Below are 16,188 nucleotides of genomic sequence, written 5' to 3'. Positions count from 1 at the left end.
AAGCCTCGATCGGCAGGAAGGCGAACACTTGGGTTATTCCATGCGTTCGCGCTTACAAGCCAAGCGCCTCGGCAAGACCGGACTTTGTTGTGGTCGATAAACACAGCGCGTCCTGCCTTACATAACGGCAAGTCTACGCAGGATCGGTGCTTGGCGATATTGCCCTTTGGGGAAACTGCCGGGTTGTTCAATACCTGCCGCAGGGGGTGCCAAGGCCGCGAGGCCTGTCGAATGTCATCGATGCTCCGGGTGGTCATTGTTCGCCGAGATGGATGTCCTCCCGGGCGGCGCGGGATCGTCGGCGCGTCCTCCGCCCCCCGGGGGGAACCTAACGTTAATCACCGCCTGCTAGCTTGCCGCCTTCGCAAGGGAAACATCATCGACGGCGGCAAGGTCGCCATCGGAGCTCGGAAGCGGCTGTGGGCAGCGTTAGGACTTTGAGGCAAGACGACCTGCCGACGGTCGCGGAGCTGTTTCAGCGCATCCTGCGCAAGAGCCGCGAACCGGTTGCGCTGTCGCTTGCCGCCTATCTCGGCCAGGTGTTCCTGGAAGGTCCAGACCAGGATCCGGAAATCAACTCTTTCGTGCATCTGGACGACGCCGGCGCCGTCAACGGCTTCATCGGCGCGCTGCCGATGTCCATGGAGATCGGCGGAAAGCCGGCGCGCGGCGCGATCTGCGGTACGCTGATGGTGGACCGCCATGACGAGGACCCGTTCGCCGGCGCCCGGCTGATGCGCGCCTTCCTCGCCGGCCCGCAGGATATATCGCTGACCGAAACCGCCAACGACATTTCCACGACCATGTGGCGAAAGCTGCGCGCAACCGTGCTGCCCGACCACAGCCTCGAATGGCTCCGCGTGATCCGTCCCGCGGGTTTCGTCGCCGAGATGGCCGGGCGCAGGATCGGCCTCGCCCGGCTGGCGGCGCCGCTCGCCCGGCCGATCGACGCATTTTTGCGGCGCGGGCCGGACGAGCCACGCTGGACGAGCCTGCCCGCCGCCATGGGTGCCGACGCCATGCCGAGCGCCGATGCCGACGATGCGACGGCCGTCGAGATGTTCCAGAACTTCACCACGGATTTCGCGGCGCGGCCGGTCTGGCGAACCGAAAGCCTGGCGCGCATGGTGGCGGAATCGCGCCGCAAGGCGATCTATGGCGGCATGGTGCGGCGGGTCGTCACCGCGCGCGGCGGCCGACCGCTTGGCATGTTCCTCTATTACGGCGATCCCGGCCGGGTGGGCCGTGTGGTGCAGATCCTGTTCGCGCCCGGTCAGGCAGGTGCCGTGCTCGACAGCATGTTGGCTCACGCCGCTGGCTATGGCATCGTCGCCCTGCGCGGCCGCACCCAGCCGGCCCTGCTCGAGGCGATGCTCGGCCGCCGCTTCGTCTTCGTGCATGCGTCGTCCAGCATCGTGCATGCGCGCAATCCGGCATTGCTGGAGCCGTTCCTGGCCGGCAAGGCCTTCTTCAACGGCTTTGCCGGCGAATCCTGGTCGCGGCTGATCGGAGACAGTTTTGAATAGACCGGGTGGCTGCAGAGGACTGGGCGCATGTGCGGCATAGCCGGCTACTTCGGCCGCGAGCTGCCGCATGCCGAGGCCACGGAGCTGCTGCTGCGCATGACGGGCGCGATCGCGCATCGCGGCCCGGATGGGGAAGGCGTCTTCGTCGGCCAGGACGCCGGTCTCGGACATCGCCGCCTTTCCGTCATCGACCTCGTCGACGGCGCCCAGCCGATGAGCAGTGCCGACGGCAATATCCACATCACCTACAATGGCGAGGTGTTCAACTATGTCGAGCTGCGCGAGATGCTTATGGCGCGCGGCCGCCGCTTCCGCACGACGAGCGACACCGAGGTCATCCTCCAGCTCTATCAGGAACTGGGCGAAGACTTCGTCTCCGGGCTCAACGGCGACTTCGCTTTCGCAATCTGGGACGCGCCGCGCCGCCGCCTGATTCTGGCTCGCGACCGCATGGGCGTTCGGCCGCTGTTCTACACCTGGCGGGCCGGCACACTCTATTTCGCCTCCGAGGTGAAGGCGCTGCTCCAGGTTCCCGGCATCGTGGCCGAAATCGATCCGGTCGCGCTCGACCAGATCTTCACGCTCTGGGCGCCGATCGCGCCGCGCACCGCCTTCAAGGACATCTCGGAACTCGCTCCGGGCCGGATCATGGTCGTCGAGCGTGGACGGGCGCGCAGCAGAGCCTACTGGTCGCTCGGCTTTCCCGACGCCGGCGAGGAGGCCGCCCCCCGCTCGGAGGCCCGCATCGCCGAAGAACTGCGGGCGCTGCTGGAGGATGCCACCCGCATCAGACTCCGTGCCGACGTCGAGGTGGGGTCCTTCCTGTCGGGCGGGCTCGATTCCTCCATCATTTCCGCTCTCGCCGCACGCATCGCCCCGGCCGGCCTCAGGACCTTCGCCGTCACCTTCGAAGACGCCGAATTCGACGAGAGCCCGTTCCAGTCGGTCATGGTCGAGGCGCTCGACACGCGGCACCACATGGTCGCCTGCCGGCCCGACGACATCGCCGGCGTTTTCCCTGTTGCGGAGCGGCACATGGAGCGCCCGGTGCTGCGCACCGCCCCTGCCCCGCTCTATCTGCTGTCGGGCCTGGTGCGCGACGAGGGGCTGAAGGTGGTGCTGTCGGGCGAAGGCGCCGACGAGGTCTTCGCCGGCTACGACCTGTTCAAGGAAAGCCGCATCCGGCGTTTCTGCGGACGCCAGCCCGGCTCTCGCATACGTCCCCATCTCTTCCGGAAGATCTATCCCTATCTGCCGGGGCTGCAGAAACAGTCGCCGGAGTATCTGGCCGCCTTTTTCGGCGCCGGAACCGACGCGCCCGATGATCCGCTCTTCTCGCACCGGCCGCGCATCCGGGCCACGTCGGGCGCCAAGATCTTCTTTTCGCAGGAACTGCGCGACACGCTCGCCGGCTACGATGCCGCCGAGGAACTGGCCGGTACCTTGCCGGAAGACTTCAGGCGGTGGCACCCGCTCCACCAGGCCCAGTTCATCGAGACCAGCTTCCTGCTGCCCGGTTACATCCTGTCGAGCCAGGGCGATCGCATGGCGATGGCGCATGGCGTCGAGACGCGCTTTCCCTTCCTCGACCACCGGCTGGTCGAATTCGCCGCACGCATCCCCGCCGGGCTGAAGCTGCGCGGTCTGCGCGAAAAGCACATCCTGCGCGAGGCCGCGGCCGATCTCCTGCCCCCGTCGATCGGCCGGCGTCCCAAGCAGCCCTATCGCGCGCCCGACAGCCGCGCCTTCGCCGGCCCGTCGGGCGACTATGTCGGCGAACTCCTGTCGCCATCGGCACTTGCGGCAGGCGGCCTGTTCAACCCGCAGGCCACGACCAAGCTCCTGGAGAAGAGCCGGCGGGGCGCCATCGGCAGCTTCCGCGACAACGCCGCCTTTGTCGGGATCGTGTCGGCGCAGCTCTGGCTACGCAGCTTCGCGACCCGAGAAACCAGCCGGCTCCGCGAGCCGGTATCCTGACACTTTTCGAGAGACGAGCCATGCCCGACACCACCGCAGCCCAGATTCGCGCCTTCATCGTCGAGAACTTCCTGTTCGGCGACGAGGATTATGCGCTCGGCGACGACCTGTCGCTGGTCGAGAACGACATCGTCGACTCCACCGGCATCCTCGAGATGGTCTCGTTCCTCGAGGAGCGTTTCGGCATCGCGGTGGCGGATGCCGACATCGTTCCCGCCAATCTCGATTCCGTCGCCCGCATCGCCGCCTTCGTGGGCGCCAGGCAGGCCGGCATGCGGGCGGCAGGCTGAGGCCCCTTCGATGCGCGTCGAGGCGTTCCTGCGCGAAAGCGCGGCGGCCGATCCCGCCGGGATGGCCGTCGTCGCCGACGGCATGCGCCTCTCCTACGCCAAGCTGGACGGGCTCTCGGACAGGCTCGCAGCCTCGCTGCGCGCACGCGGCGTCTTGCGCGGCGACCGGGTCGTGCTGTTCATGGAGAACGTCTGGGAGACGCCGGTCGCGATCTTCGCGGTGCTCAAGGCCGGTGCCGTGTTCTGTCCCGTCAATCCGTCCGTCAAGGCCGACTGGCTCGGCCAGATCATGCGCGATTGCCGGCCAAGCGCCGTGCTGACGCAGGCGAAATACACAAGGCTCTGCGCCGAGGCCGCCGGTGCGCTCCGCCCGCTTGTGATTTCCGCCCGTGGCGTGGGCCCATCCGAAGCCGATGTCGTCGCCTTCGAGGATTGCATCTCCGCTCCCGCAGAGGTTTCATCGGCGGAAGCCGGCATCGACGCCGACCTCGCCATGCTCATCTACACGTCAGGCACGACCGGCCGCCCGAAGGGCGTGATGATGACGCATGCCAGCATCGACGCCGCCTCGGCCTCGATCGCCGCCTATCTCGGCAGCACCGCCGACGACGTGGTGCTCGGCCTGCTGCCGTTCTCCTTCACCTATGGGCTCTACCAGCTTTTCGTCACCATCCGCCGCGGCGGCAGGCTGGTGCTGGCGAAGAGTTTCGCCTTTCCCCATGCCGTCATCGAAACGGCGCGCGCCGAGGGCGTGACGGGCCTGCCGCTGGTTCCGACCATCGCGGCAATGCTGCTCTCGATGAAGGAACTGACGCCGGATAGCCTGCCGGCGCTGCGCTACGTCACCAATGCCGCCGCACCGCTTCCGCCTTCCCATGTCGAGGGCTTGCGGGCGTTGTTCCCCGAAGCAAAGCTTTATCTGATGTACGGCCTCACCGAATGCGCCCGCGCTGCCTTCCTGCCGCCTGAGGAACTGGACCGGAGGCCAGGCTCCGTCGGCAAGGCCATCCCCAACACCGAGGCCTATGTCGTCGGCGAAGACGGACGGCCCGTCGGCCCTGATGTCGTCGGCGAGTTGGTCGTGCGCGGGCCGCATCTGATGCGCGGCTACTGGGAGAATGCCGAGGCCACCGACGCGGCGCTGCGGCCCGGCGCCAACCCCTGGGAGAAGGTGCTCCATACCGGCGATCTCTTCACCGCCGACGAGGAAGGCTTCCTCACCTTCGTCGGCCGCAAGGATGACATGCTGAAGATCCGCGGCGAGAAGGTCGCGCCCAGACAGGTCGAAGCCGTGCTGCATGCCTGCCCCGGCGTCGCAGAGGCGGTGGTGACAGGCGTTCCCGACGGCATCCTCGGCCTTGCGCTCCACGCGGTGATCGTGCCGTCGGATCCGCCGCCGAGCGAGCGCGACGTGTTGCGCCACTGCGCGCGTGGCCTACCGGATTTCATGGTGCCGAAGACGATCGAGTTCCGCAGCGCGCTGCCCAGGACGGCGAGCGGCAAGGTCGTGCGGCGGCTGGTGTGATGAAAGCAGGAGACAGGACAAGATGACGTCAGCCGGCCGCGACGCGCCGTTTTCCATGAGGACGCTCGACATCGACGCCGAGGCCGAAACCGCGCGCATCGTCGCGGCGCTGCGTGAGCAGTTGCGCGGCACGGTGCGCAAGCGGGGCCTCGTGCTCGGCCTCTCCGGCGGCATCGATTCCAGCGTCTGCGCCGCGCTCGCCGCGCGCGCCGTCGGGCCGCAGAACGTGTTCTGCCTGTTCATGCCGGAGAACGATTCCGATCCCGAGAGCCTGCGGCTCGGCCGGCTGGTCGCCGACACTTTCGGCTTGCCAGGCGAGGTCGAGGATATCGGCCCGGCGCTCGAAGCCATGGGATGCTACAGGCGCCGCGACGGCTTCATCCGCCAGATGATGCCGGACTACGGCCCGGGCTGGAGCTCGAAGATCGTCATCGCCAATGCGCTGACCACCACGGGCTACAACATCTCGTCGCTTGTCGTGCGCAGCCCCGACGGCCGCACCGAGAAACACCGCCTGCCGGCACCTGTCTATCTCGGCATCGTGGCGGCCACCAACATGAAGCAGCGCACCCGCAAGCAGCTCGAATATTATCATGCCGACCGGCTCAACCATGCCGTCGTCGGCACGCCGAACCGGCTGGAATACGACCAGGGCTTCTTCGTGAAGAATGGCGACGGCGCCGCCGACGTGAAGCCGATCGCGCATCTCTACAAGTCGCAGGTCTATCAGCTCGCCGCCCATCTCGGCGTACCCGAAGAGGTGCGCCGCCGTCCGCCCACCACCGACACCTACTCGCTGGCGCAGACCCAGGAGGAGTTCTACTTCGCCCTCCCCTACGACAAGATGGACCTGTGCCTCTACGGGCTGGACAACGGCGTGCCAGCGGCGCAGGTCGCATGCGCCGTCTCGCTCAGCGAGGAAGATGTCGGCCGCATCTGGAGCGACATAGCTGCCAAACGCAAGGTCGCACGCTACCTGCACCTGCCGCCGCAGTTGGTCGAGGAAGTCGCCTGAGCCATGAGGTCGTAGGGCAATGCCCGCCCTGGGAAGGGCGGTACAACGGCCTACTGTATTGCGGCCTGCTGGCGGAGCGGCCGGAATGCGTGACGAGATCGATCAGCGATGCCCGAGCAAGTTCGTTTTTCTCGGTCGAGCTGGCGTCGTAGCGCCGCCAGCTCGATCCGAGCAGGTATGCCTCTACTGTTTTTCCTGGCACGCCTGCAGCGCCTTCAGCGCGGCATCGGTTCCCGCGAGGCTCAGCACGATGGGCTCGCCGCCTGCCGGCGTAATGGTCAGCGTCTTCTTCTTGGCGAGTTCGTAGATGAACGCGGGATTGTCGACCCAGGCAAAGGCTCCCGTGTAGCCGTCCATCATCTGCCGGCCCGTCGCTTCGCCGGTGAATTGCTGTCCGTCGATATCAAAAAGCACGGAAATCTGTTCTCCGGTGCCGATCTGCGTACCCTCCTTGGTGTAGAGCGCAATATAGCCGCGCGCCTCCGCATCCGGGACGATACCCATCTGGAACTGCGTTTCGGGGGTCAGGTTCCTGGACATCAGGCAACCGCTGTCCGCGCCACCGGTGGCATAGATATCCCAGCCGGCTTCCGACCCGTATTTCTTGTACGTCTCGGCGGCCGCGCCTGTTGCAGCCAGGGCCACAAAGACCGCAGCGGCGCCGATTTTCATCCGGGTGTGCATAACTCTTTCCTCTATCTCTGGATTGGTAACGAAGGACAACAGACCCACCGCGCGGCACAGTAGGAACGGAACGCGCCTGGCGCGAGCGTGAGCATGTAAGTTACGTGTGCGGATGCATGGCCGACAAGCTCGTGGCGCGTTCCGCTCGATCAAACGTCGCGGCCCCAACACTGCCGATATTCACACGGCAATGAACCAATCCGTCAGGGCGACATCCGCGCTTGCGAAGCGATCAAAGCCACAGCAGCGGCAACCAGTTCGGCATTGTCCCTCGCCGGCGTTCCGTCAGGCAGGACCGTGACATCTTCCAAACCGGTTCGAATGCCATGACCCTTCGCGAGCGCGCGCCTGTTGACCGCCCAGCATGCCGCTCCATTACCGTGATGCACCTGTTCCAGGCGGATGCCCGCAGACATGACGATGGCTTCCATTTCCACGGCATGCCGAACGGCCACGTCGGAATCGAGATCCAGTGGCTCGATGAGCACGCGCCGGCAGCGCGCGGCAAGCCCCGAGCGGACGAAGAGCCTTGCGTCGTCGACCGACAGGAGCCCGACTTCAATCGCGACACCCCGCGATAGAAGCTCCTCACATAGCAACACGATCCCGGCTTCCCCCTGGTTCGCCGTAACCAGATCAGGCAACTCCTGCCAGCTCCTGATTGTACCAAGCCGTCTTTCCGGGTCCGGCTCGATGGCCGCCGAAGTCGTCAAGGATATGGGGATGCCGGGGCAGGCGGCCCGGATCGACCGGATCGTCTCGGCGCAGAAACGCGCCGCGAGCGTCTCGCGACCGTTTTCGTCGAAGGCATGAACATGAACCGAATGCGCGCCCGCGGCGACAGCCGACCGGGCTGCTTCGGCGATGCTCTCGGGATCGCGCGGAGTGGCGGGATGAACGCTGTCGCCGTTCAAGGCGGCCTGAAGAAAAGCGTTCCCTTTCACCCGCATCTCCTCGCCCTCGCCCGGTCTAGGCACACCATAGCAAGCGATGCTCGGCTCGGCATTGGGCAGATCGGGATCGGCGTTCACACTCCTGACAGTTCAGTGCCCGATCGCAGTCGAGTATCGCCGTCATGGGTACTCGACGCCGCCCGTTGGCTAATCCCGGCCGCCGGCCCCCCATCGCAACGGCTCTTAGCGCCAGCCGAGGGCCGGCGCGACGTGCTTCAGGATCGCCTCGATCACATGGGCGTTGTAGTCGACACCCAACTGGTTGGGCACCGTCAGGAGCAGCGTGTCGGCCTCGGCGATCGCCTCGTCCTTCTTCAGTTCCTCGACGAGGATGTCGGGCTCCGCCGCATAGGAACGGCCGAAAACGGCACGTGTGTCCGCCTCGATGTAGCCGAAATGGTCCTGGCTGTCGCTGCCGCCGAAATAGGCCCGGTCGCGGTCGTCGACCAGCGCGAAGATGCTGCGGCTGACCGACACGCGCGGCTCGTGCTCGTGGCCGGCCGCCTTCCACGCCGCGCGGAAGGCGCGGATCTGCTCGGCCTGCTGGATGTGAAGCGGCTGTCCGCTCTCGTCGAATTTGAGGGTCGAGCTCTGGAGGTTCATGCCGAGCTTCGCCGCCCATTCCGCCGTGGCATTGGTAGCCGCGCCCCACCAGATGCGCTCGCGCAGGCCCTCCGAATGCGGCTCGACGCGCAGCAGGCCCGGCGGGTTCGGGAACATCGGGCGCGGGTTGGGCTGCGCAAATCCCCTGCCGCGCAGCAGATCGAGGAAGATCTCGGCATGGCGCCGCGCCATGTCGGCGTCGGTCTGGTTCTCCTGCGGCACGTAGCCGAAATAGCGCCAGCCGTCGATCACCTGCTCGGGCGACCCGCGGCTGATGCCCAGTTGCAGGCGCCCGCCGGCGATCAGGTCGGCAGCACCGGCATCCTCGGCCATGTAGAGCGGATTCTCATAACGCATGTCGATAACGGCCGTGCCGATCTCGATGCGTTTCGTCCTGGCGCCGACGGCAGCCAGCAACGGAAAGGGAGAAGCGAGCTGGCGGGCAAAGTGATGCACGCGGAAATAGGCGCCGTCCGCACCCAGTTCCTCGGCCGCAACCGCCAGGTCGATCGACTGCAGCAGCGCGTCGGACGCCGACCGTGTCTGCGATTGGAATGAGGGCGACCAATGCCCGAATGAGAGGAAGCCGATCTTTTTCATGGCGTCGATGTAGCACGTGCAGCCAGGGCTTCAATGCACGGAAATGTGCACACTGCTTCCACCGGGAACAAACGGCTCTATCGCCACATGCCGCGCATGCGGGCCTTGAGGTCGACGCGGATGTCGGGCTGCGGTGCCCGGCTGCTCGCCGCGGACGCCGGCGGCGGCCACGACGTGCGCGTGAAGCGGTCGAGCATGCGGTCGGCAATGAAACGCGTGCGCGAGGCATAGACATGCCTGTCGCCGCGCGCGGCCTGGCCATGCACGAAGAAGCGCTGCGGGGTGATGAGGTGGAGGCTGTCCTTCGCCCGCGTCATCGCGACATAGAGCAGCCGCCGCTCCTCCTCGATCTCATCGCGCTCGCCGACCGCGAGGTCGGACGGGATGCAGCCGTCGACGCCGTTAAGGATGAAGACCTTCGACCATTCCTGGCCCTTGGCGGAATGGATGGTGGAGAGGATCAGATAATCCTCGTCGCGGAGCGGCGGGCCGGCCTCGTCGCTGGTCGCATCGGGAGGATCGAGCGTGAGGTCGGTGAGGAAGCGCTCGCGCGAGGGATAGCCGCTCGCGATCTGTTCGAGCTGAAGCAGGTCCGCCCGGCGCATCGCTGCATCCTCATGGATGCGTTCCAGATGCGGTTCGTACCACAGCCGCACGCCTTCGAGATCGGCGGGCCAGGCCGAACGGGACCGCAGGATCGAGAAGAGGTCGACGAAAGAAGGCCAGTCGGCGCCGGCCCGCGCCGGGGCGCGGAAGAACTGCAAGCCCAGCACGGGATCGAGCGCGCGCTCCATCGCCTCCATGACGGCGGCGGCAGCCGAAGGCCCGATACCCGGCATGAGCTGCGTCACGCGGAAGGCCGCGACGCGATCCTTCGGATTCTCGGCGAAACGGAGCACCGCGAGCACGTCCTTCACATGCGCCGAGTCGAGGAATTTCAGTCCGCCGAATTTGACGAAGGGGATGTTGCGACGGGTGAGCTCGATCTCCAGCGGGCCGGAATGATGCGAGGCGCGGAAGAGAACGGCCTGCGACTTGAGCGCGACACCTTCCTCGCGCTCCTCCAGTATCTTCTCGCAGACATAGTTCGCCTGCTCGGCCTCGTCGCGGACGGTGACGATCTGCGGCTTCTCGCCCGAGCCCCTGTCGGTCCAGAGGTTCTTGGTGAAACGCTCCGGCGCTTCGCCGATCACCGCATTGGCCGCATCCAGGATCGTGTTCGTCGAGCGATAGTTGCGGTCGAGCGTCACGACCCGCGCCGGTTCCGGAAAATGCCCGGGGAAGTCGAGGATGTTGCGGATCTCCGCCGCCCGGAAGGAATAGATCGACTGGGCGTCATCGCCAACGACGGTCAGGCCGTGCCCGTCCGGCTTCAAAGCGAGCAGGATCGAGGCCTGCAGGCGGTTGGTGTCCTGATATTCGTCGACGAGTATGTGGTCGAAGCGGGCCCCCAGATGCTCGGCGATGTCAGGCTCGGCGCACATCTGCGCCCACCACAGCAGGAGGTCGTCATAGTCGAGCACGTTCTGCGCCTGCTTGGCGTCGACATAGGCCGCGAAGAGCTCTCTCAACTCGTCGGCCCAGCCGACGCACCAGGGGAAATGTTTCGCCAGCACCGGCGCCACCTCGGCCTGCGCATTCACCACACGCGAATAGATCGCAAGGCAGGTGCCCTTGGCCGGAAACCGGCTCTCCGTCTTTGACAGCCCGAGTTCGTGGCGCACGAGATTCATCAGGTCGGCGGAATCCTCGCGGTCGTGGATCGTGAAGGCGGGGTCGAGGCCGATCTCCAGCGCATAGTCGCGAAGCAGCCGCGCGCCGATCGCATGGAAGGTGCCGGCCCAGTTCAGCCCTTCCGTCAGCGTCGCGGCCTTCTCGCCCATCACGCGCGCGGCGATGCGTTCCACGCGCCGCGTCATTTCGGAAGCTGCCCTTCGCGAAAAGGTCATGAGCAGAATTCGGCGCGGGTCGGCGCCGTTGACGATGAGATGCGCGACCCGATGGGCGAGCGTGTTGGTCTTGCCGGAACCCGCCCCCGCGATCACCAGCAGCGGACCGGCCACCTTGCCATCGCCATGCTCGACCGCGGCGCGCTGGTCGGCATTCAGCGCGGCGAGATAGTCCGCCGGCTGGATCGCGGTCGAATCACGAAGAGCTGAAGTCATGCGCCGGAATGAACTCTGTTTCCGGTTCGTTCGCAACCACATTGGCGCGGCCTCACCGCGGCTCGACACGGACTGCACCGCAGCCCGGCAGCACCCGCATTCAGCGCTTGCGCAAGCCGTCGACGAAGACATCCACCAGGCGCAGCGCGGTCGGCTGCCAGTCGGTCGGCCCCTGGGAATAGAAGATGCCTATAAGGGTGCGCAGCAGATCCTCCGGCAGGATGTCGGAACGGATCTCCCCTGCCGCCACCGCCCGGTCGAGCAGCAGGCCGATCGCCCGGGTCTGGCGCTCGAACGTATAGGCCTTCAACTCCGTTGAACCGTAGACGGCGAGTTGCAGCGCCTCGACCATCCCCTTCTTGGTCGCCACCAAGCGGACATAGGCGTGCAGCCAAGCGCGCAGGGCGTCGACCGGCGCGGTGTCGCGCGCCAGCTTTTCGGCGAGTTCGCCAAGATGATCGACCTCGTGACGATAGACCGCCTCGAAGAGGGCCTCACGCGTGGGAAAGTGGCGGTAGAGCGTGCCGATCCCGACGCCGGCCTCGCGCGCGACCGCCTCGAGGCTTGCCTGCGGACCGCCGGCGCTGAAGACCTGCGTCGCCGCCTCGAGCAGGCGCTCGCGGTTGCGGATCGAGTCGGCGCGCGGCTTGCGTCTTGTTTTCGCGGTGTCAGATCCCATTTTTTTCCCGACAGGCCTTCTTGCCCCTTGATAAACGGAGGCACCCTCCGTATAAATAGATCGCACCGGGAAAACGCACGAAGGCACGCAATCCCGGCCAGGGCCGACGGACCGTTCGCGCCAGATCTCTCCATGCGCCCGCATCCTTGGCCGCCTCCCGGCGGTCCCGATCCATACATCACAATCACTGAATGGGGTACCACATGTCACTCTCCATCAGCCTCACCATCAATGGTGAGCCCCGCGACATCGTGCTCGACGACCCGCGCGTGACGCTGCTCGACCTGTTGCGCGAGCGGCTGGTCCTGACGGGCACCAAGAAAGGCTGCGACCGCGGCCAGTGCGGCGCCTGCACCGTGCTCGTCGACGGACGGCGCATCAACTCTTGCCTCTCGCTCGCCGCAAGCCTCGACGGGGCCGAAATCACCACCATCGAGGGCCTGGCCGACGGCGAAACTCTCCATCCGGTGCAGGCTGCCTTCATCGAACATGACGGTTTCCAATGCGGCTACTGCACGCCGGGACAGGTCATGAGCGCGGTCGGCCTCATCCTGGAGGGCCATGCCGGCGGCGACCCCGAGCGCATACGCGAACTGATGAGCGGCAACATCTGCCGCTGCGGCGCCTATCAGGGCATCACAGAAGCGGTGCTGGAAGCCCGCAAGACCATTGCCGAACGCAGCCGGAGGGACGCGGCATGAACCGGTTCGACTATATCCGCCCGGCCAGCGTGCCGGAGGCCGTTGCCGCGGCGGCCGAGCCGGGATCGGCCTATCTCGCGGCCGGAACCAATCTGCTCGATCTGATGAAGATCGGCGCGGCGCGGCCGCGGCGGCTCGTCGACATCACCCGTCTGCCCGGGCTCGATCGCATCGAATGGCTCGACGACGGCAGCGTGCGCATCGGCGCGCTCGTCCGCAATGCGAACCTCGCCTATGACGAGCGCTTCGCGCGGAGCTTCCCCGTGGTGGCCGAGGCGCTTCTTTCAGGCGCCTCGCCGCAGCTGCGAAACGCGGCAACCGTGGGAGGCAATCTGATGCAGCGCACGCGCTGTGCCTATTTCCAGGACCTGTCCAGCGCCTGCAACCGGCGCGCAGCGGGGTCGGGCTGCGATGCGCGCGACGGCGAGAACCGCCTTCACGCGGTGCTCGGCTGGAACGAGCATTGCATCGCCACGCACCCCTCCGACTTCTGCGTGCCGCTCGTGGCGCTCGATGCCGTGGTCGAGTTGGAAGGCCCTCGAGGTATCAGGGAGATACCGCTCGACGCGCTGCACTCCCTGCCGGGCGCGGCAGCACAGGAATCGGCGCTGGCGCCGGGCGAACTGATTGTCGCGGTCCGGCTTCCCGCCGAAGCCGCGGTCTTTGCCCGCAACGCGCGCTATCTGAAACTGCGCGAGCGTACCTCCTATGCCTTCGCCGTCGTTTCCGCCGCCGCCGCGCTCGATGTCGAAAACGGAACGATCCGCGAGGCGCGCATCGCGCTCGGCGGCGTGGCAGCCAAGCCCTGGCGCGCGTCGGAGGCGGAGACGTCGCTGGTCGGCATGCGGCCGACGGCGGACGCCTTCGCGAATGCGGCCGAGCTGGCTTTGGCCGACGCGAGGCCGTCCGGCGACAACGCCTTCAAGATCGAACTGGCGCGCCGCATCGTCATGCGCGCCTTGTCCCTGGCACTGGAGGGGACGCCGGAAGCCATGCCTGCGCTTCCGGCCTCGCCCTTCTCCACAATTCCCGGATCGAACCATGTCTCCTGATACCGCTTCTCCCCAATACCGTCGCCACGGGTCCAATGCCGGCCAGCCGATCACGCGCCGCGACGGCGTGCTCAAAGTCACTGGCCGCGCGACCTACGCCGCCGACAACCATCCCGAAGGCATGCTTTACGCCGTGACGGCCGTCAGCAGCATCGCGCGCGGCCGGGTCACGGCGCTTGATGTCCATGCCGCCAGGGCTCATCCCGACGTCGTCGAGGTCCTGACGCCGGCCAACCGGCCGCCTTTGGCGCACGATCCGGACGAAAAGATGCCGCCCTTCGGCTTCCGCGTAGAGGTGCTCCAGGACGATAAGGTGCGCTATGTGAACCAGCCGATCGCCATGGTGATCGCCGAGACACTGGAGGCGGCGACCGAAGGGGCCGCGCTGCTCAGTCCACAATATGAGGTCGAAAGTGCCCGGACAGGGCTCGACAATGGCGATCGCTATGCGCCGCCTGCGGTCGGCATCGGCGCGCCGGCGCGCACGGGCCATGGCGACGTCGAGGCGGGCCTCGCGGTCGCCGCCAGGGTTACGGAGGCCGACTATGTCACGCCTGCGCAATATCACAACGCGATGGAGCCCCATGCCGTGGTCGCCCAATGGGACGGCGACCATGTCACCCTCGATATGCCCAACCAGGCGCTGGCGCTGAGTTGCGCTGCCTATGGGGCCTATTTCGGCATCCCGGCCGAGAACGTGCTCATCCGTTCGCCCTTCCTCGGAGGCGGCTTCGGCTCGAAGGCGATCCTCAACGGACCGCAGATCCTCGCCATCCTCGCCGCGCGCATGCTCGGCCGGCCGGTCAAGCTGGCCCTCACGCGGGCACAGATGTACGGCCCCGTCGGGCATCGCGCACGCACCTGGCAGAAGCTGCGCATCGGCACGGACAAGGAGGGGCGCCTGACCGCGCTACACCATCACGCGATCGGCTCCACCTCCAGCTTCGACGAGTTCATCGAGCCGGCCGCGAATGCGTCGCTGCCTCTTTATGCGAGCCCCGCCATCCTTGCCGAGCACGAGGCCCTGCGGCTCGATGCCGGCACGCCGGGCCCGATGCGCGCGCCAGGCGAGGCGTCCGGGTCGGCCGCGCTCGAAGTCGCCATGGACGAGGCGGCCGAAGCCTGCGGCATGGACCCGCTCGAATTCAGGCTCGTCAACTACGCCGAGACCGAGCCGGGCACCGGCAGGCCGTTTTCGTCCAAGACCCTGCGCGAATGCTATGCCGAGGGCTCGAAACGCTTCGGCTGGTCCGATCGCCCGCTCCAGCCGCGCAGCATGCGCGACGACAACGGGCTCCTCGTCGGTTGGGGCATGGGCACGGCCGTGTTCCCTTGCCCGCATTTCCCGGCCGAGGCGCGCGCCACCCTGCGCACCGACGGCACGGCGCTCGTGGAAACAGGCGGCGCGGATATGGGCCAGGGCGCCTGGACGGCGCTCGCCCAGATCGCGGCGGAGACGCTCGGGCTCGACGTTGATCAGGTCGAACTGCATTCAGGCCTGTCGAGCCTGCCCGACGGCGGCATTGCCGGCGGCTCCGGGCACACCGCCAGCGCGGGCCTGGCCATCCACAATGCCGGCGAGGATGTGATCGCCAGGCTTGCCGAGCTCGCGACGGCCGATCCCCGGTCGCCGCTCTTCGGCGCCGGCAATGTCGGCGTCGTGGCGCGCTCCGGACGGCTTCATCGCAGCGACGATGAAGGGCGCAGTGAAACCTATGCGGAAATCCTGCTGCGCGCGGGTCGGCCCGAGGTCGTCGGCATGGCCAAGGCGGCCCGCGACCCGGACGTGGCCGCCGCCCACGCGATGTATTCGCACGGCGCGGTCTTCGCCGAGGTCAAGGTCGATCCCGACCTCGGCCAGATCAGGGCGACGCGCCTGGTCGGGGCCTTCGCCGCGGGCCGCATCATCAACCCGCGCCTCGTCCGCAGCCAGTATTTCGGCGGCATGATCTGGGGCGTCTCCTTCGCGCTCCAGGAGGAGGCGGTCACGGACCCCAGGACGGGCCGGATCATGAATGCCGACCTCGCCGAATATCACGTGCCGGTCAATGCCGACGTACCGTCGCTCGATGCCATCCTGATCCCGGAGCACGATGCCCACGTCAACCCGCTCGGCGTGAAGGGTGTCGGCGAGATCGGCATCACCGGCACGGTGGGCGCCATCGCCAATGCCGTCTGGCACGCGACCGGCGTGCGCGTCAGGCGATTCCCGATCCGGCTGGAGGATGTCCTGGTCAACTAGAAGACGCCCGCAAGGTGACGGCGAGCGCGCACTCCGGCCACTCTGCGCGCCTGATACCCCTCATCCGACCGCGCGGAGCCTGTCCTCGGGCTTGCCGGAGGCAAGGCCCGTGGGCGCGGCCACCTTCTCCCACAAGGGGAGAAGGCTGGAGCCTGGCTTTGCCGGCTCTGCAACTC

The 16,188-nt window shown here is 67.0% G+C and carries 13 protein-coding genes; 8 read left to right on the top strand and 5 right to left on the bottom strand.

Translation table 11 applies throughout. The features are described 5' to 3' along the window. Nucleotides 1–419 precede the first annotated feature (419 nt). Genes JN302_RS12825 through nadE form a run of 5 tightly spaced genes read left to right on the top strand, consistent with a single transcriptional unit; the run spans nucleotide 420 to nucleotide 6,333 of the window. Entirely contained in the window at nucleotides 420–1,526 is a 1,107-nt protein-coding gene (locus tag JN302_RS12825) for a hypothetical protein (protein ID WP_244743271.1), read from the top strand. 27 nt (nucleotides 1,527–1,553) lie between these two features. Further along, nucleotides 1,554–3,503: an asparagine synthase (glutamine-hydrolyzing) gene (gene asnB, locus JN302_RS12820; RefSeq protein ID WP_202333123.1), complete on the top strand. Its 1,950-nt coding sequence runs from the start codon at nucleotides 1,554–1,556 to the stop codon at nucleotides 3,501–3,503. A 20-nt stretch (nucleotides 3,504–3,523) separates the two neighbouring features. Continuing rightward, a complete protein-coding gene (locus JN302_RS12815) occupies nucleotides 3,524–3,793 on the top strand; it encodes an acyl carrier protein (RefSeq protein WP_202333122.1) in 270 nt (89 codons plus the stop codon). 10 nt (nucleotides 3,794–3,803) lie between these two features. Beyond that, on the top strand, nucleotides 3,804–5,318 hold the full coding sequence (locus JN302_RS12810; protein ID WP_202333121.1) for a class I adenylate-forming enzyme family protein: 1,515 nt from the start codon (nucleotides 3,804–3,806) through the stop codon (nucleotides 5,316–5,318). Between the two features lie 22 nt (nucleotides 5,319–5,340). Then, nucleotides 5,341–6,333: an NAD(+) synthase gene (gene nadE / locus JN302_RS12805; RefSeq protein ID WP_202333120.1), complete on the top strand. Its 993-nt coding sequence runs from the start codon at nucleotides 5,341–5,343 to the stop codon at nucleotides 6,331–6,333. 183 nt (nucleotides 6,334–6,516) lie between these two features. Here nadE and JN302_RS12800 read toward each other — a convergent pair whose 3' ends face one another. From JN302_RS12800 to JN302_RS12780, 5 genes are all read right to left on the bottom strand, one after another. Continuing rightward, nucleotides 6,517–7,056: a hypothetical protein gene (locus tag JN302_RS12800; RefSeq protein ID WP_244846309.1), complete on the bottom strand. Its 540-nt coding sequence runs from the start codon at nucleotides 7,054–7,056 to the stop codon at nucleotides 6,517–6,519. Between the two features lie 164 nt (nucleotides 7,057–7,220). Further along, nucleotides 7,221–7,961 carry a 3-keto-5-aminohexanoate cleavage protein gene (locus JN302_RS12795; protein WP_446720723.1) on the bottom strand — a complete coding sequence of 247 codons (741 nt, stop codon included), beginning with the start codon at nucleotides 7,959–7,961 and terminating at the stop codon, nucleotides 7,221–7,223. Nucleotides 7,962–8,153: 192 nt separating this feature from the next. Further along, the gene (locus JN302_RS12790) at nucleotides 8,154–9,173 is read right to left on the bottom strand and encodes an LLM class flavin-dependent oxidoreductase (RefSeq protein ID WP_202333119.1); all 1,020 of its coding nucleotides are present in this window, start codon (nucleotides 9,171–9,173) and stop codon (nucleotides 8,154–8,156) included. A gap of 77 nt (nucleotides 9,174–9,250) precedes the next feature. Then, nucleotides 9,251–11,338, bottom strand: coding sequence for an ATP-dependent helicase (locus JN302_RS12785; RefSeq protein WP_202333118.1), 2,088 nt, complete (start codon nucleotides 11,336–11,338; stop codon nucleotides 9,251–9,253). 100 nt (nucleotides 11,339–11,438) lie between these two features. Beyond that, nucleotides 11,439–12,017, bottom strand: a complete 579-nt coding sequence (locus tag JN302_RS12780; protein WP_202333117.1) for a TetR/AcrR family transcriptional regulator — start codon at nucleotides 12,015–12,017, stop codon at nucleotides 11,439–11,441. 203 nt (nucleotides 12,018–12,220) lie between these two features. Between JN302_RS12780 and JN302_RS12775 the strand changes: the two genes are divergently transcribed. The 3 genes from JN302_RS12775 to JN302_RS12765 are packed head-to-tail and all read left to right on the top strand — an operon-like array spanning nucleotide 12,221 to nucleotide 16,012. Next, complete coding sequence (locus tag JN302_RS12775; RefSeq protein ID WP_202312589.1) at nucleotides 12,221–12,718, top strand: (2Fe-2S)-binding protein; 498 nt, start codon at nucleotides 12,221–12,223, stop codon at nucleotides 12,716–12,718. Then, nucleotides 12,715–13,770 carry an FAD binding domain-containing protein gene (locus JN302_RS12770; protein WP_202333116.1) on the top strand — a complete coding sequence of 352 codons (1,056 nt, stop codon included), beginning with the start codon at nucleotides 12,715–12,717 and terminating at the stop codon, nucleotides 13,768–13,770. Before JN302_RS12775 ends, JN302_RS12770 begins: the two co-directional genes overlap by 4 nt. Next, a complete protein-coding gene (locus tag JN302_RS12765; protein ID WP_202333115.1) occupies nucleotides 13,760–16,012 on the top strand; it encodes a xanthine dehydrogenase family protein molybdopterin-binding subunit in 2,253 nt (750 codons plus the stop codon). The genes JN302_RS12770 and JN302_RS12765 overlap by 11 nt, the downstream gene beginning before the upstream one ends. Nucleotides 16,013–16,188: the final 176 nt, after the last annotated feature.

This window comes from Mesorhizobium sp. L-8-3, from assembly GCF_016756615.1.
GTDB lineage: Bacteria > Pseudomonadota > Alphaproteobacteria > Rhizobiales > Rhizobiaceae.
This window is presented reverse-complemented; position numbering and strand designations above follow the sequence as displayed.